General features: G+C 56.8%; 10 protein-coding genes. 4 read left to right on the forward strand and 6 right to left on the reverse strand.

The genetic code is table 11. The features are described 5' to 3' along the window. Nucleotides 1-106 precede the first annotated feature (106 nt). Both BG910_RS10270 and BG910_RS10275 read right to left on the reverse strand, forming a co-directional pair. Nucleotides 107-5,344: a RecQ family ATP-dependent DNA helicase gene (locus tag BG910_RS10270; RefSeq protein ID WP_089036751.1), complete on the reverse strand. Its 5,238-nt coding sequence runs from the start codon at nucleotides 5,342-5,344 to the stop codon at nucleotides 107-109. 194 nt (nucleotides 5,345-5,538) lie between these two features. Beyond that, the gene (locus BG910_RS10275; RefSeq protein ID WP_089036752.1) at nucleotides 5,539-7,329 is read right to left on the reverse strand and encodes a 2-isopropylmalate synthase; all 1,791 of its coding nucleotides are present in this window, start codon (nucleotides 7,327-7,329) and stop codon (nucleotides 5,539-5,541) included. A gap of 229 nt (nucleotides 7,330-7,558) precedes the next feature. Between BG910_RS10275 and BG910_RS10285 the strand changes: the two genes are divergently transcribed. Further along, on the forward strand, nucleotides 7,559-8,698 hold the full coding sequence (locus tag BG910_RS10285) for a methyltransferase (protein ID WP_089036754.1): 1,140 nt from the start codon (nucleotides 7,559-7,561) through the stop codon (nucleotides 8,696-8,698). A 47-nt stretch (nucleotides 8,699-8,745) separates the two neighbouring features. Here BG910_RS10285 and BG910_RS10290 read toward each other — a convergent pair whose 3' ends face one another. Continuing rightward, nucleotides 8,746-9,264 (reverse strand): hypothetical protein, encoded by a 519-nt coding sequence (locus tag BG910_RS10290; protein ID WP_089036755.1) that lies wholly within the window; start codon nucleotides 9,262-9,264, stop codon nucleotides 8,746-8,748. Nucleotides 9,265-9,526: 262 nt separating this feature from the next. Here BG910_RS10290 and ilvD point away from each other — a divergent pair, with 262 nt between their 5' ends. The 3 genes from ilvD to BG910_RS10300 all read left to right on the forward strand — a co-directional run bounded on the left by ilvD (nucleotide 9,527) and on the right by BG910_RS10300 (nucleotide 12,455). Next, complete coding sequence (gene ilvD, locus BG910_RS10295) at nucleotides 9,527-11,392, forward strand: dihydroxy-acid dehydratase (protein WP_089036756.1); 1,866 nt, start codon at nucleotides 9,527-9,529, stop codon at nucleotides 11,390-11,392. A gap of 85 nt (nucleotides 11,393-11,477) precedes the next feature. Further along, nucleotides 11,478-11,612: a hypothetical protein gene (locus BG910_RS13050; RefSeq protein ID WP_267897787.1), complete on the forward strand. Its 135-nt coding sequence runs from the start codon at nucleotides 11,478-11,480 to the stop codon at nucleotides 11,610-11,612. A 111-nt stretch (nucleotides 11,613-11,723) separates the two neighbouring features. Next, nucleotides 11,724-12,455, forward strand: a complete 732-nt coding sequence (locus BG910_RS10300; protein ID WP_089036757.1) for an LOG family protein — start codon at nucleotides 11,724-11,726, stop codon at nucleotides 12,453-12,455. Between the two features lie 229 nt (nucleotides 12,456-12,684). Here BG910_RS10300 and BG910_RS10305 read toward each other — a convergent pair whose 3' ends face one another. The 3 genes from BG910_RS10305 to mnmA all read right to left on the reverse strand — a co-directional run bounded on the left by BG910_RS10305 (nucleotide 12,685) and on the right by mnmA (nucleotide 17,349). Next, nucleotides 12,685-14,310, reverse strand: a complete 1,626-nt coding sequence (locus tag BG910_RS10305) for a CTP synthase (RefSeq protein ID WP_089036758.1) — start codon at nucleotides 14,308-14,310, stop codon at nucleotides 12,685-12,687. 116 nt (nucleotides 14,311-14,426) lie between these two features. Next, complete coding sequence (locus BG910_RS10310; protein WP_089036759.1) at nucleotides 14,427-16,100, reverse strand: AMP-binding protein; 1,674 nt, start codon at nucleotides 16,098-16,100, stop codon at nucleotides 14,427-14,429. A gap of 148 nt (nucleotides 16,101-16,248) precedes the next feature. Then, nucleotides 16,249-17,349: a tRNA 2-thiouridine(34) synthase MnmA gene (gene mnmA, locus BG910_RS10315; protein ID WP_089036760.1), complete on the reverse strand. Its 1,101-nt coding sequence runs from the start codon at nucleotides 17,347-17,349 to the stop codon at nucleotides 16,249-16,251. Nucleotides 17,350-17,483 lie beyond the last annotated feature (134 nt).

The raw sequence follows: 17,483 nt of genomic DNA on the forward strand, positions 1-17,483 counted from the left end.
GCCGCCTTGTATCTTTCTTATTTTATTTCACTATATGAGGGAAGGGCGTAAACGGGAAATGATTCAGGCCGTCTGAAAAGCATTCCGACTTTTCAGACGGCCTGAATCATTTCCCGTTTGCATCTTTGTCTGCATGGATAACCAGCCGCGGCATGACGACCGTCCATTTTTCCACTTCGGCGGGATAACGGGCGGCGAAGGTTTCATCTTCCTGCGCGCGGTAGCGGACGAAAAATGCGGCGGCGCTGGCGCGGCAGCCGTCTGAAAGTTCGGGCAGCCGGGCTTTCCTTGAGGTGCGGGCGACGGGGATGCCGTCTGAAAGAAATTCGTAACGCCCGTCTTCCAGCCGCCGCCATTGCAGCGGGTCGTCCGTTTTCAGACGGCTGAGGGCAAGCAGGCGCGGCATGACGGTTTGGCGCGTCGGCGGTCGGTCGGCGGGGCAGCGCACGGCAAAGCCCAAATCCAATTCTTCGGGCGTCAAAACGCGGTATTCGGTGTCCAACGCGGCAAGCGGGGCAAACTGTTGCGTGACGGTTTCGCTTTCAGACGGCATGGTTTCGATAAAGCGGTGGTGCGGCGTTTGGCCGATCAGGGTCAGCGTTTCGACGGCGCGGGTCATGGCAACGTAATACAGCCGCCGTTCGGCATCGGTGTCGCCGTGCCAATATTTTGCCCATTGGTCGTCTAAGATGAAGACGTGTTTGAACTCCAAACCTTTGGCCGAGTGCGCCGTGCCGAGGAACAGGCCGTCTGAACGGTTTTCGCTGCGGTTGCCGACGTAGTCGTACAGCCAGTTTTTGAGAAAGGCTGCCGGATGGCGGCGGGCTTCGGCTTGGTTTTCAGACGGCATCGGGTATTCGCGCGCGAAATCGGCGGACATCAGCTTCAGGAAATCCCGCCATGTGGCGCAGACGTCCTGACGATTGAGCAGGGCGGTAAATTCCGCCGTTGTCCGCTCTTTGTTGTGTCGGCAGATTTCGTCGGCCAGACGCACAAATTCGCGCGTTTGTCGCAGGCGGATGCCGTTTTCGCGGTCTTTGGCGAGAAAGTAGGGAATGCCGTCGCGTTCGCACCATGCCTGAAGCGGTTTGAGTGCGGCGTTTTCGCGGCTCAAAACGGCGATGTCGCGAAACGGAATGTCTTCAATCTGCCGCAGCCGTGCGATTTCGGCGATAACGGCCTGCGCTTGGACATTGGCGCGGCAGGCGGACGGGTTCAGGCGGATAATGCGCACGCGCCCCTGCCGTTCGCGGTCAATCTCTGCCCATCTGCCGCCGTTGGCTTCGGCCTGCCGTTCGGGGTTGACGGCAATCGGATGCAGGGTTTTCAGACGGCTTTCCATGCCGCCGATCAAGCGGTTGGCGGCGCTGACGATGTGTTGCGTGCTGCGGTAGTTGAGGGTCAGGTAGTCGGGCGTTTCTACGCCGTAGTCGGCACGGAAGCGGTGGATGTATTCGTTGCTGGTGCCGTTGAAGGAATAAATATTCTGGTCGTCGTCGCCGACCGCCAGAATGGTCAGTTTGTCGTCTTCGTCCGCACGGCGGCCGGCCAGGGCGGAAACGAGGGCGTAGTGTTCGGCGGTAATGTCTTGGTATTCGTCCACCAGAATATAGCGGAAACCTGCCAGAATGCGGTCGCGGGCGCTGTCTTCGCCGTCGGCACCGAGGCCGTCTGAAAGCAGTCGGGCGGCTTGTCGGCACCATTGTTTGAAACGGTTTTCCCCGTCGCTGCCGTCGTCTTTGCGGATGTCTTCAAAGCGAACGCCCAAAATCCGCATTGCCATGCCGTCGTAGGTCAACACAGTTACCGCCGCCGCCTGTCTGCCCACCAGCGCAAACAGGCGGCGTTTGATTTCCTGTGCGGCCAGCCGGTTGAACGCCAGAATAATCACGGAAGCAGGATCGGCGTGCTGCACACGCAGCAGATAAGCGGCGCGGTGGACGATGACACGCGTTTTGCCCGAACCCGGTCCGGCCAAAACCAAACGGTTGCGCCCGCTTTTGTCGGTTACGACGGCTTTCTGCTGCGCATTGAGGCCGTCTGTAATCTTTTTCAGCGTACCGCCCGACACTTCTTCTTCAAGCTCGGGAAAACGGCCTTTGAACCATTTGTTTTTAAAGTCTTTCTCGCTGCTGTTGAAATAGTCGTGCACCAGCGTCAAGCCAGTTTCCAGGCTTTTCAACGCGCGCAGGGCATATTCCTGCATGACGTGGATTTGGAACTTTTTCCCGCCGTAAAACACTTTGAGCGGCTGGAAATCGGCCTGCACATACTGGCGTTTTTCCGCCAACGCAGCGGGATTGAGCCTGACCGTCATGGCGTGGCGCAATATGGTCATGCCGTGGTTGAGACGGATGATTTTCAGCTTGTGCATAAACAGCAGCGACTGGCGGATAAGGATTTCGCGGCGTTTTTCCGGAATTTGCGCGGCCAGCGCCAAGTCGGCGGCAATCAGTGCGGTCAAATTCTTAAACCCCGTTTCCACCTGCACGTCTTTATTGCGCACGCCGCCGGCTTTTTCCACCAGATGCGCCAAAATAACAGCACAAACATTGCGCCGCTGAGCCGCATCGTTGAGGATTTGTTCCCAAGTGCCGCTGCCGTATTTGAAGCGCAGCCGCAACACATCATTGCCCGCATCGCGTATTTCCAGATTGCCGCCGCTCTGCTCCCTGTCGGCGGCCTTGTCGTCGGCCAGCGCGTAAACCAGCGTTTTCCAGTCGGCCGGAACTTTATCAGGCGCAGTGCCGGCGAGCCGGCGGCAGACGGCGGTCAGCGAAAGGTTTTGCCAGATGCCGCGGTCGGCGTCGGGGATTTCCTCTTTCAGCAGTTTCCAAAGCGCTTCTTCGCAGACGGCGTTTTGCGCGAGCTGTTTTTCAGACGGCCTGAGATGGTCGGTGCGCAGGTTGACGGTCAGGCGGGTATCGTTGTCGAGAATGCCCAACTCTTCCAAATCTTTCAGAAAGCCGCGCAGCTCGGCAAACGAACAGCCCGTCGAATCGGCCAATTCGTCGGTGCTCAGGATTTCGTCGTCTTTGGCGGCGTAAACAGTCTCGACGATGTTTTGAAACAGCGCTTTTTTGCGTTCGCCCAAACCGGCTTTTTCGATTTTTGCCAGCGCCTGTTCCAAATTCAGACGGCCTGAACGGGCGGGGAAGATTTTGGTTTGGTTTTCCGTGCGCTCGAGCAGGCCGGAGCGTTCCAGCCAGGCCAGCGCGGTTTTGACTTTGGTGTCCGATTGGCGGTCGTCGCGGTCGAAACTCATAAAGTCTTCGCTGTCGCGCAGGATTTCGCTGCCCGTGATAACCAGTGCGGGGTCGGTTTCGCCGTCTGCGGCGCGGATTTTGGCGTTGAGAAAGCCGAGCTTTTTCCAGACTGTTTTCAAATCGCGCAATTCAAGCTGCGAGCGGCGGCTGATGCCGAACTGGGTATCGACGTCTTCGCGGTCGAACAGCAAAACGCAGCGGGCGTCTTTCTGGTCGCGCCCCGCCCGCCCCGCTTCCTGAAGGTAGTTTTCCAGCGAACCCGTGATTTCGGCGTGTATCACCAGCCGCACGTCGGGTTTGTCCACGCCCATGCCGAAAGCGTTGGTGGCGACGATGACGCGCAGGTTGCCGTTGATGAAGTGTTCCTGCACTTCCGCTTTTTCGTTCGGCTCCAGCCCCGCATGGAAATGCGCACACGCCCAGCCTTTCTGCTTGAGGAAATCCGCGTAGGCTTCCGCACTTTTGCGCCGCGCCACAAACACCACCGCGCCGCCCGTCTGATACGCAAGTTCGCGTGAAAGCAGCGCGTGGATGCGTTCGTTTTTCAGGCCGTCTGAAACTTCCAATACTTCATAGCTCAGGTTTTCGCGGCGGTTGTCGCCGATAAACTGTTTGAATTCGATGCCTAATTCTTCGCGGAAATGCCCGGTGATTTCCTGCAGAACGTCGGGTTTGGCGGTGGCGGTGAAACAGCTTATGGGTGCGGGGGCGAGGTCGGGGTGTTTGGCATAATGGTTTTTGATGAATTTGGCGGCGTAGAGGTAGTCGGGGCGGAAGTCGTGCCCCCATTTGGACAGGCAGTGCGCCTCGTCGAAAACCCAGCCGTTGATTTGGCGCTGCGAGATGGCTTTGATGAAGCCTGCGTTGCGGAACTGCTCGGGCGCAACAAACAGAATGCCGATGTCGCCCAGTGAAATCTTGTCCAAAACATCGGCGCGCTCCGTAACCGAAAGCATGCCGTTGAGCGCGGCAGCGCAGCTAACCCCGCGCTTTTTCAAGCCGTCGGCCTGGTCTTTCATCAGCGACTGCAAAGGCGAAACGACGATGGTCAGACCGCCGTTGCGGTGGTAGCGGTTGAGCGCGGGAAGCTGGTAGCAGAGCGATTTGCCGCCGCCCGTGGGCAGTACCGCCAAAACGTGTCCGCCGTTCATTCCCGCTTTGACAACAGCTTCCTGCCCGCCCTCAAAACCTTTGACGGCGCGGAATCCGTCCATTCCGGGAAAATAGCGGGCAAGCTGCGCGCGCGGATTGAGCGTATCGGCGCAGTAGCGGCATTGTGCATCGCCGCAGTCGCGGTCGCGCATTTCGTCGATCAGGCGCGCTGTGTCGGGAAACTGGTGGCGCACCCACGGTGCCAAGACCGAATTGCCGCCGGATACGGTCAGCCAAGAGAGGGCGTAGGCCAGCGCGGGATGGAGGGCGGTTTGGTACACGTCTTCCTGCATCAGCTTTTTAAAGCGCGTGCGGCAGACTTTCAGACGGCCTTGTTCCGCATCGTCATGAACCATATCCCAAATCTTCGGAATCAGCGTTTTCGGATCGGTTTTTTCAGACGGCAGTCGGGGCAGCACCATCAGGCCGTCTGAAAGCGCATAGGGCAGCGCACCGTACAGGCCGCAATACACGGCAAATACGTCGGGCTTTTCCATACGCAGTCTGCCGAATGCGGCGCATTGGTCTTGAAACAGCCGCCACGCGGCGCGGCAGTCGGCTTCGGGCGAATTGGCAGCGGAAGAGACGATTTTGTGGTTTTTAATCAGGCGGTGGTAGGGATTTTGCGGAAACGCCAGCGGCGAGAGACGCAGCGTGTCGATAACAGTCAGCGCAAGCCACGGCAGCTCGGGGGCGGCTTCGGTGAGATAGCGCAAATCGTGCGCCAGAATATTGTGCCCCATCAGGTATTCCGCACCGTCGGTCAGATGCCCGATGGCATTTAAGGCCGTCTGAAAATCCCTGTGGCTGCGCAACAGACCGCTCTCGAAACCCTGATCCAAATCGGGGCGGTAGGCACCGAGTTTGAATACGGTACCGGTTTGCGGATTGACTTCCAGATCAACGATGAGAACGGCGGGTTTCATAGAAAAGACGGGGAATAGGGAATGCCGTGAAAATATCACAGGCGGAACATTCGGGCAATCGGCGGAATGTGTTTCAGACGGCCTGCGGGTTATTTTGGATTTTTGCCGGGAAGAAAAAACTTCAGGCCGTCTGAAAAGCATTCCAACTTTTCAGACGGCCTCAGTATTTGTTTAAGCGGTTTTCAAACAGTCACTTAGATCGTACCGCTGCCTTGCGCTTTCTGTTTGGCTTGGCCGAATTCCAGTTTGCTCAAGGCAGAGAGGTAGGCTTTGGCGGTGGCGACAAGGACGTCGGTGTCTGCGCCCTGACCGTTGACCACGCGGTCGCCGCGTTGCAGGCGGACGCTGGTTTCACCCTGGCTTTCCGTGCCCTGCGTGATGGCGTTGACGGAATAAAGCTGGAGGGCGGCGCCGCTTTGGGCGACGGATTCGATAGCTTTGAAAATCGCATCGACGGGGCCGGAACCGTGGGCGGTGGCGCGGTGTTCGGTGCCGCCGGCGTTGAAGACGATTTCGGCAAGCGGCAGTTCGCCCGTTTCGGTGGTGATTTTCTGCGAAACGAATTTGTAGTGTTCCTGGGCAACGTTCATTTCGTCGGAAACGAGGGCATGCAGGTCTTCGTCGAAGATTTCGCGTTTTTTGTCGGCCAATTCTTTGAAGCGGGCAAACGCGGCGTTGAGCGCTTCTTCGCTGTCGAGTTCGATGCCCAGCTCCTGAAGTTTGGTTTTGAAGGCGTTGCGGCCGGAGAGTTTGCCGAGGCTGAGGCGGTTGGTGGCCCAGCCGACGGATTCGGCCGACATGATTTCGTAGGTTTCGCGGTGTTTCAACACGCCGTCTTGGTGGATGCCCGACTCGTGGGCGAAGGCGTTGGCGCCGACCACGGCTTTGTTGGGCTGGACGGGGTAGCCGGTAATGGTGGAAACGAGTTTCGAGGCGGGCACGATTTGGGTGGTGTCGATGCCGGTTTCGAGGCCGAACAGGTCACGGCGAACCTTCAAGGCCATGACGATTTCTTCGGCGGAGGCGTTGCCCGCACGCTCGCCCAAGCCGTTGATGGTGCATTCCACTTGGCGCGCTCCGCCTTTCAATGCGGCCAGCGAGTTGGCAACGGCCAGACCTAAGTCGTTGTGGCAGTGTGCCGACCAGATGACTTTGCCGCTGTTGGGCGTTTTGGCGATGAGTTCGCGGAAAAATTCTTCGGTTTTGTGGGGAACGGAATAGCCGACGGTGTCGGGAATGTTGATGGTGGTCGCGCCGGCTTCGATGACCGCGCCGCAGATTTCGGCGAGAAAGCCGATTTCGCTGCGCAGCGCGTCTTCGCAGGAAAATTCGACGTCGTCGGTATATTCGCGCGCGATTTTCACGGCTTTGACGGCGGCTTCGACGACTTGTTTGGGTTTCATCTTCAGCTTGTGTTCCATATGGATGGGGCTGGTGGCGATAAAGGTATGGATGCGTTTTTTTGGCGCGGGCGCAACGGCTTCGCCGGCTTGGCGGATGTCGCGCTCGATGGCGCGCGAGAGCGAGCAGACGGTTGATTTGGTGATGATTTTGGCGATGGCATGAACCGCGTCAAAATCGCCTGGGCTGGCAGCAGCGAAGCCTGCTTCGATAACGTCCACGCCCATTTTTTCAAGCTGGCGGGCGATGCGGATTTTTTCCTCTTTGGTCATGGCGGCGCCGGGCGACTGCTCGCCGTCGCGCAGGGTGGTGTCGAAAATAATTACGCGGTTGGTTTGTGTCATTTCGTTTTTCTCCAAACTGGGTTGTTTTTGTATAAAAGCGTTTAAATCCAATGGTCTGCCTTGCGCTTCCGCTAGGGTGGTTAATTTTTGCAGTTGCGCCAGCGGCAGCGAACCTCGCGTACGCCACTTGTAAATCGCGGCGGTGGAAGCGGCGTTTTCAGGATCTCGCTGCTTCAGGGCTTCGGCCAGCGCGTTGACGCCGCCGAAATAGGCAACCAAACGGGCGATGTCTAATTGCATGGTGTTCCTTTGTCTAAAACAAATCGGGAAGAGGATGTCTCTTGCTGCCGATTATACGCAGATTGGACAAACAGGCAACGGTTTTTTGATTTTTTACGGAAATTTTTCAGACGACCTTTTATTTTTTAGACAAATTGTCTGTCTGCTTGAAGAGGAGGAAACACAGAATACGCCGCAGGCCGTTTGAAATAGGGTAAACTGGCGGCTGTCTGAATATTCGGGTTGTGAAATGTCTAATCTGATTCCTACCGGCCGCACCGACATCGAATGGCGCAACGAAAGTACGCAAAAACCGCCGAAAGCGGCGGTTTATCCGGCTGAGGCCAATGCCGACAAAATCCTGAAAGCCGCTTATGAGCATACGGCAACGGTTTGGACGGGCGATTTCCACAACGCCAAGCAGGTGCTCGCGGCAATGAAAAAACGCGTGAAAAGGCCGTCTGAAAAGAAAAGGGCAGGAGGCGGCGATGCTGTTGCCGAGCGCAGTCGAAACATTCAGACGGCCTTTCACGCCCACCGCATGAAGCAGGCGCAACAGAGCCGGATTTTGAACATGCTGGCGGTGGAAATCGGCGCGGGCTTTACGCTGGACATTCCGCGCGCGCCCGATGTGAAAGCCGCGCTGGCCGATGTGTACGGCAAGCCGAACGATGCGCCGTTTCTGTTGCCGCTCAATCAGTTGCTCGGCTTTATCGGTGCGCACGAATGGCACAAAAAAGGAGTGGAAATCCCCGCGCTCGGCGGCCGGATTCATGTGCCGTTCGGCGTATTTTCGCCTTTGCGCGGGGAATATTTGGATTTGATTGCGGCGGCGCTGGCAGGTAGTAAATTTCAGACGGCCTTCGACATCGGTACCGGATCGGGCATCATCGCCGCACTGCTGGCGAAACACGGCGTTCCGAAAATCACCGCCACCGATACCAACCCCCGCGCTGTTGCCTGCGCCTGTGCCAACTTCTGCCGCTTGGATTTGGACAATATCGTCATCGAGAAAACCGATTTGTTCCCTGCCGGCTGCGCCGATTTGATCGTCTGCAATCCGCCGTGGCTGCCCGCCAAGCCGTCGTCCGCCGTCGAAGCTGCGCTTTACGATCCCGAAAGCCGTATGCTGGAAGGCTTTTTAAACGGTGCGGCAGCGCATTTAAACGACGGCGGAGAAGTCTGGCTGGTGATGTCCGACTTGGCCGAACACCTGCATTTGCGCGAACAGGATTTTCTGCCTCAATGTTTTCAGACGGCCTCTTTGGAAATTGCCGAAGTGTTGCAAACCCGGCCGAAACACGCGAAAGCAGCGGACGAAAACGACCCGCTGGCGTTTGCGCGGGGCAGGGAAGTGACGTCGCTGTACCGTTTGAAAAAGGCCGTCTGAAAAAAAACACCGCAGATTTGCGGTGTTTTTTTTCAGACGGCCTGCGCTTAACGCACGCTGCCGCGCATCACGACGCGGGTTTGGAACGTGGCGACGATGCAGTCGGCCTCTCCGGCGGGCAGCATACGGTTGCGGTCGAAACGGCCGTTGTTTTGAGCGGCATAGCTTTCGACGTTGGTCAGGCGTTTGCCGCCGTCTTTTTTAACGCGGACTTGCAGATTGTTAACAGCATTGACAACGGCGCGTTCGCAGCTTGCGGCTTCGTCGCGGCCGAACGAACGGGCGGAAGCGTTGGTACGGTATTTGCCGCCTGCGCCGAAGCTGACGGGGATATTGCTGTCGAGTGCGGCGCGGGCGTCGGGCGTAGCCAGAACGCGGCTGACGTTGCAGCGGTAAACCATGTTTTTGCCCTTGCCTTCATTGTTGGCCAGCAGGCGGCACGCGCCGGAATCAGTGGCCGGGGCGGCAGAAGCGGTTTGCGGGACGTTTCCCGACGATGTGCTGCCGCAGGCAGTCAGAGCAAGGGCGGCCAGACAGGCGGCGAGGGCGGTATAGCGTGTTTTCATTGGATTCTCCGTTTGGTTGTTGAAAGGTTGCGTTTGGATTATAGGTTAAAAAACGTCTGCATCGTATAAATTTTGTGCACTCCTGCCTGTTGCGCAGATTATGGTTTATGGATGTAAATGCAGTAGAAGCAAACACATCTTTTATTGTCAACAATCGCTGCGCAAATTGGTATAAAATGGCAGCCAAACCCATGATTCACAGGCCGTCTGAAAGTTTGCGGATTTCCAGACGGCATCATCTGTTATATAAGGAACATAAAAAATGCCCGACTACCGCTCCAAAACCTCCACCCACGGCCGTAACATGGCGGGTGCGCGCGCATTGTGGCGCGCCACCGGCGTGGCCGATTCCGATTTCGGCAAGCCGATTATCGCCATCGCCAACTCGTTCACCCAATTCGTACCGGGTCATGTCCATTTGCACAATATGGGTCAGCTCGTTGCCCGCGAAATTGAAAAAGCCGGCGCGATTGCCAAAGAATTCAACACCATCGCCGTGGACGACGGCATCGCCATGGGCCACAGCGGCATGCTGTACTCCCTGCCCAGCCGCGATTTGATTGCCGATTCCATCGAATACATGGTGAATGCTCATTGCGCCGACGCGCTGGTGTGCATCTCCAACTGCGACAAAATTACGCCGGGAATGCTGATGGCCGCCATGCGCCTGAACATTCCCACGATTTTCGTCTCCGGCGGGCCGATGGAAGCGGGCAAAGTGGTCGGCGCCATCAACATCGCCGACGGCCGCCGCTTGGACTTAATCGACGCGATGATCGAAGCGGCGGACGACAATGTTTCCGACGCGCAAATCAACGAAGTCGAGCAAAACGCCTGCCCCACCTGCGGCTCCTGCTCGGGTATGTTCACCGCCAATTCGATGAACTGCCTGACCGAAGCACTGGGCTTGTCGCTGCCGGGCAACGGCTCTTATTTAGCCACACACGCGGGGCGCAAAGAGCTGTTCCTCGAAGCCGGCCGCATGATTGTGGACATCACCCGCCGCTACTACGAACAGAACGACGAAACCGTTTTGCCGCGCAGCATCGCCACCAAAAAAGCGTTTGAAAACGCCATGACCATGGACATCGCCATGGGCGGCAGCACCAACACCATTCTGCACCTGTTGGCCGTGGCCAACGAAGCGGGCGTGGATTTCAAAATGGCCGACATCGACCGCCTGAGCCGCGTCGTGCCGTGTATCTGCAAAACCGCGCCGAACAACCACGACTACTACATGGAAGACGTGCACCGTGCCGGCGGCATTTTCGCCATCCTGAAAGAGTTGGAAAAAGCGGGCAAACTGCACACCGATGTGCACACCATCCACGCGCCGACTTTGGGAGACGCTATCAAACAATGGGACGTGACCAACCCCGAAAACACCGTCGCCATCGAACGTTTCAAAGCCGCGCCCGGCGGCGTACGCACGACACAGGCGTTTTCGCAAAACCGCATGTGGAAAACGCTTGACCTCGACCGCGAAAAAGGCTGTATCCGCAGCGTCGAACACGCTTATTCGCAAGATGGTGGCTTGGCGGTGTTGTTCGGCAACATCGCCGAGCGGGGCTGCGTGGTGAAAACCGCCGGCGTGGACGACAGCATCCTCAAATTCACCGGCCGCGCGCGCGTGTTTGAAAGCCAAGACGCGGCGGTTGAAGGCATTTTGGCGAACCAAATCGTGGAGGGCGACATCGTGATTATCCGCTACGAAGGCCCTAAAGGCGGCCCGGGCATGCAGGAAATGCTGTATCCGACTTCCTATTTGAAATCAAAAGGTTTGGGCAAAGCTTGCGCCTTGCTGACCGACGGACGTTTTTCAGGCGGCACTTCGGGTCTGTCTATCGGTCATGCTTCGCCAGAGGCGGCGGAGGGTGGCGCAATCGGTCTTGTGCATGAAGGCGACACCATCGAAATCGACATCCCCAACCGCAGCATCAACCTGAAAATTTCCGATGAAGAGCTGGCCGCACGCCGTGCCGAAATGGAAAGCCGCGGCGTCAAAGCGTGGCAGCCGGTCAACCGCGACCGCTACGTTTCCCAAGCACTGCGCGCCTACGGTCTGATGGCGACCTCCGCCGACAAAGGCGCTGTGCGCGACGTTTCCCAAATCGGGCGCAAGGATTGATGAAACCGGCAAAGGCCGTCTGAAAATTCCGGTGTACTGGGTATCCGGATTTCAGACGGCCTTTAGAATGTGAAAGGATACGGCGATGGATTCGGATAAATTTATCTGGGCAATGGTGGCATTGGCTGTTGCGCTGATGATCATTATCGGCGGCGGATTTTTGGCGACGGATTATTTTAAAAAACATCCCGATGCGTTCCAAACCCAACCGAAAAAATAGTCTGCCGCCGTAAAAGGCCGTCTGAAAACTTCAGCAAGCAATGAAGTTTTCAGACGGCCTTTTCAATTAAAATCGGCTACAATCGCCGAATTATTTAAAAAAGGAACCCCGATGAGCCTGCACAAAAAAATGCCGCAGCCCATGCTGCCCGATGAAACCCGCCGCGAAATTCAGGCGCGGGAGTCGTATCATGTTTTGAAGATTATTTCCGAATTTGTCGAAGCGGGCGAAGAGTTGCGGGCAATCCAGCCGGCGGTCAGTATCTACGGCAGCGCGCGCATTCCCGAGACGCACGAAGATTACGCCTTTACCGAACGCTTGGCGCGCAAACTCTCCGATGCAGGATTTTCGGTGATTTCCGGCGGCGGACCGGGGATTATGGAAGCGGCAAACAAGGGCGCCTTCGCGGGCAGAAGTCCTGCGGTGGGGCTGAATATTGTGCTGCCGCACGAGCAGAAGGCCAATCCGTATCAGGATTTGTCGGTGAAATTCCAGCATTTTTTCCCGCGCAAAGTGATGTTTGTCAAACACGCGGTGGCGTATGTGGTGATGCCTGGCGGCTTCGGTACGCTCGACGAATTGTTTGAAAGCCTGACGCTGGTGCAGACGGGTAAAACGCCCAGCCGTCCGATTATTCTGGTCGGCAGGGAATTTTGGTCGGGGCTGATTGAGTGGGTCGGCGATGTCCTGCTCAAGCGCGGCCTGATTGCCGCAGCTGATCTGGAGCTGATTCAAATCATTGATAACGAAGACGAAATTATCGAGCACATTTTTGCGCATTACGAAAACCGTTTGGAGGATTTGGCCGAAGTCGGAAACGATACCTGGCTGCTGGGTTTGTAGCCCGAGACCTTTGCAAAAATCAGAAATATCCGCCTAAAGGCCGTCTGAAATGGTTGACTCCTCAATCGACGTCATTCCCGCGCAGGCGGTAATCCACGTTTGATTTTCCGAACATAAAAGTTTCAGACGGCCATTATTATTTTCGCAACGGTCTCGGCCCGTGTCATCGGGTTGTAATAAATAAAAAAAGAGGCCGTCTGAATTTCAGACGGCCTCTTTAGTGACAGCATCAGTTTTTATTTATCAGCGCGGCTTTGACAAAGGCGGTAAACAGCGGGTGGCCTTTGCGCGGGTTGGAGGTGAATTCGGGGTGGAACTGGCAGGCGAAAAACCACGGATGGTTGGGTAGCTCGATGGTTTCGACCAATCGCTCGCGACCGGCGGAGACGCCGCCGATAACCAAGCCTGCGGCTTCGAGTTGCGGAACGAAGTTGTTGTTGACTTCGTAGCGGTGGCGGTGGCGCTCGCGGATGCGGGTGCTGCCGTAGATTTTGGCGGCGAGGCTGTCGGGCTTGAGCTCGACTTCCTGCGCGCCCAGGCGCATGGTGCCGCCGAGGTCGGCGCTTTCGTCACGGGTTTCGACGCTGCCGTCGGCGGTCTGCCATTCGTCGATCAGGCCGATGACGGGGTATTTGGCTTTGAGGTCGAACTCGGTGGAGGTCGCGCCTTCGAGGCCGGCGACGTTGCGGGCGTATTCGATCAGAGCAATCTGCATGCCGAGGCAGATGCCGAGATAGGGAACCTCGTTTTCGCGGGCGTAGCGGACGGCGGCGATTTTGCCTTCTACGCCGCGTACGCCGAAGCCGCCGGGTACGAGCACGGCATCAAATTCTTTCAGACGGCCTGTGCCGTCGCTTTCCAGCGTTTCGCTGTCGATGAAGCTGATTTGGACGTCGGTTTCGGTGTGGATACCGGCGTGTTTGAGGGCTTCGATCAGCGATTTGTAGGACTCGGTCAGATCAACGTATTTGCCGACCATGGCGATTTTGACGGTGTGTTTCGGGTTTTTGATGGCGTGGACGATTTTTTTCCATTCGGTCAAATCGGCCTGGCGGACGTTGAGTTGGAGCTGTTCGCAGATGATGTTGTCGATGCCCTGGTTGTGCAGCATTTCGGGAATTTCGTAGATGCTTTCGGCGTCGTAGCTGCCGGCCACGGCGCGCTCTTCGACGTTGCAGAAGAGGGCGATTTTGCGGCGTTCGTCTTCGGGCAGGATGCGGTCCATGCGGCAGATGAGAACGTCGGGCTGGATGCCGATTTCGCGCAGTTCTTTTACGGAATGCTGGGTGGGCTTGGTTTTGATTTCGCCGGCGGCGGCAATATAGGGAACGTAGCTCAGGTGGACAAACAGCGTATTGTTGCGGCCGAGCTGGCTGCGCATCTGGCGGATGGCTTCGAGGAAGGGCAGCGATTCGATGTCGCCGACGGTGCCACCGATTTCGACAATGGCGACATCGTGGTTGGCCGCGCCTTCGTGGATGCGGCGTTTGATTTCGTCGGTGATGTGCGGAATGACTTGGACCGTGCCGCCGAGGTAGTCGCCGCGACGCTCTTTCATGATGACGTTTTCGTACACCTGGCCTGTGGAGAAGCTGTTTTTACGGGTCATGGTCGCGTTGATGAAACGCTCGTAGTGGCCGAGGTCGAGGTCGGTTTCGGCGCCGTCGTCGGTAACGAAGACTTCGCCGTGCTGAAACGGACTCATGGTGCCGGGATCGACGTTGATATAGGGGTCGAGCTTGAGCATGGTCACGTCGAGCCCGCGCGATTCGAGGATGGTGGCAATAGAAGCGGCGGCGATACCTTTTCCTAATGAAGAGACGACGCCGCCGGTTACGAAAATAAATTTAGTCATGATGCTGTACCCGTGTTGGAATGCGTGATTTTACCGTGAAGCTTAGCGGCTGGCAAACGGACGAGGCCGTCTGAAAACAGGGGTTGCGCTTGTTTTCAGACGGCCTTTGCGATGCTTTACTTGCCCGTTTCCTGCTCGCGCAATTCGCGGCGCAGGATTTTGCCGACGTTGGATTTCGGCAGCTCGTCACGGAACTCGATGCTGCGCGGCATTTTATACGCGGTCAGCTCGGTGCGGCAGAAAGCGAGCAGCTCTTCGGCGGTCAGCGAGGGGTCTTTTTTGACCACGAACACTTTTAGCGCTTCACCTGTTTTCGGGTGGGGAACGCCGATGCAGGCGACTTCCAAAACTTTGTCGTGATGGGCGATGACTTCTTCGATTTCGTTCGGGTAAACATTGAAGCCGGAAACCACAATCAGGTCTTTTTTGCGGTCAACCAGTTTGAACCAGCCTTTTTCGTCCATCACGGCGATGTCGCCGGTTTCCAGAAAGCCGCGTGCATCAATCGCTTTAGCGGTTTCTTCGGGGCGGTTCCAGTAGCCTTTCATCACCTGCGGGCCGCGCACCCACATTTCGCCCGCTTCGCCCTGCGCGACTTCGTTGCCGTTTTCGTCGCGCAATTCGATTTCGGTGGAGGGAACGGGCAGGCCGATGCCGCCGCTGTATGCTTCGATTTTAAGCGGATTGCAGCACACGCCGGGACTGGCTTCGGTCAGGCCGTAGGCTTCGACGATGGGCGTTCCGGTCACTTTTTTCCATTTTTCGGCTACGGCTTTCTGCGTGGCCATGCCGCCGCCGAGCGTCAGCTTGAGGCCGGAAAAATCGACTTCGGCAAATTCTTTGCGGTTGACCATGCCGTTAAACAGCGTGTTCACGCCGACAAAAATGGAGATTTTTTCGGCTTTCATGTCGGCGATGAAGCCTTTCATGTCGCGCGGATTGGTAATCAGGATGAGCTTGGCGCCGACGTTGGTGAAAATCATCATGTTTACCGTCAGTGCGAAAATATGATAAAGCGGCAGCGCGCCGATAACGACTTCTTCGCCTTCTTTGAGCGTGGTGTTGATCCATTCCCGGCCTTGCAGCATATTGGCGCAGATATTGCCGTGTGTCAGCATCGCGCCTTTGGCGACGCCGGTTGTGCCGCCGGTGTATTGCAAAATGGCGATGTCGTCGCGGTTGATTTCGACGGGGGCAAATTTGTGCCCGCGGCCTTTGCGCATGGCCGTCTGAAAATTGATGGTGTTGGGGATGCGGTGTTCGGGTACTAATTTTTTGATTTTGCGCACGACGAAATTCATCAGCGTGCCTTTAATCAGGCCGAACATATCGCCGACGGAGGCGACGATGACGTGTTTGATTTTGGTGCGCGGCAGCACCAGCTCGAGCGTGTTTGCGAAGTTTTCCAAAACCACAATCGCGGTTGCGCCGCTGTCGTTGAGCTGGTGTTCGAGTTCGCGAGGGGTGTAGAGCGGGTTGGTGTTGACCGCAATCATGCCGGCCTGAAGGATGCCGAACAGGGCGACGGGATACTGCAATACATTGGGCATCATCACGGCCACACGCTCGCCGCGCGGCAGTTTCAACACGTTTTGCAGATAAGAGGCGAAATCCTCGGCCATGCGCGCGGTTTCGGCGTAGGTCAGCGTTTTGCCCATGTTTTGAAATGCGGGTTTGTCGGCGAATTTTTTTACGCTTTGGGCGAACACTTCATTAATCGAGCGGTAGCGGTTGACGTCGATTTCGTGGGCAACGCCCGGTTCGTAGCTCTGGAGCCAGATTTTTTCCATGTAAGTGAACTCTTGATTGCAAAGTGGTTTGAGGCCGTCTGAAAATGTTCAGACGGCATGGGGCGGGCGGGCTGTCTGACATTTCATCCGTGAGCGGATTTTGGCAGAAAAGCCGCTGCGTGATGAATTGTCAGGAAGCCCTAAACCCTTATCCGGTAATAATTACAGGCTTGTCGGTGGCGGTAATGATGCCGCCGCCCAAGCAGACATCGCCATCGTACAGCACGACGGACTGGCCGGGCGTTACCGCCCATTGCGGTTCGTCGAAAACCAGCCTGGCGGTATCGTCGTTTAAATAGTGCAGTTCGCAGGCGGCATCGGCCATGCGGTAGCGGGTTTTGCAGGTATAACGGCCGGGTTGCGGGCGCTCGGGCAGGGTAAAGCTCAAATCGTCCATCACCAGACTTTGGGTGTAGAGCAGGGGATGGTCGTGACTCTGCACGACGATGAGTTCGTTTTTCACCATGTCTTTGGCGGCCACAAACCAAGGTTCGCCCGCGCCGCCGATGCCCAAGCCTTTGCGCTGGCCTAAGGTGTAAAACATCAGACCGACGTGTTCGCCGACGGTTTTTCCCTCGGGCGTAACCATTTTGCCGTTGTCGGTAGGCAGGTATTTTTGCAGAAACTCGCGAAACGGCCGTTCGCCGATAAAACAGATGCCGGTCGAATCTTTTTTCGCCGCAGTCGGCAGCTTGAATTCCGCAGCCAGCCGGCGCACTTCGGGCTTTTCCAATGCGCCGAGCGGGAACAGCGCGCGCTCGAGTTGGAAAGGTTTGAGGCGGTAGAGGAAATAGCTTTGGTCTTTGTTGGCGTCCAAACCTTTGAGCAGGTAGTGGACGCCGCCGCGCACTTCCTTGCGCGCGTAATGCCCCGTGGCAATCGCTTCCGCACCCTGTCCGACCGCGTAGTCCAAAAAACATTTGAACTTGATTTCGGCGTTGCACAAAACATCGGGATTCGGCGTGCGCCCTGCGCTGTATTCCTGTAAAAAATAAGCAAATACGTTGTCTTTGTATTGGGCGGCGAAGTTGACGATGTCGATGTCGATGCCGAGGATGTCGGCCACCGCAATCGCGTCGAAAGAATCCTGCTTGATGCTGCAATATTCGTCGTTGTCGTCGTCTTCCCAGTTCTGCATAAATACGCCGCGCACCTTGCAGCCCTGCTGTTTGAGCAGGGCGGCGGTTACGGACGAATCGACGCCGCCGGAAAGGCCGACGATGATGTTTTGGGGATTTTCTGCGTTCATGGCGGAAGATATTGGGGGAAAACGGATTTTTAAAAATGGATTTTAGCATGGTTTGCGGCAAACCAAGAAAAGGCCATCTGAAAACCCGGCTGCGTGATGCGGCAGGTTTTCAGACGGCATTATCCTGTCTGCGG

The organism is Neisseria chenwenguii, assembly GCF_002216145.1.
Taxonomy (GTDB): domain Bacteria; phylum Pseudomonadota; class Gammaproteobacteria; order Burkholderiales; family Neisseriaceae; genus Neisseria; species Neisseria chenwenguii.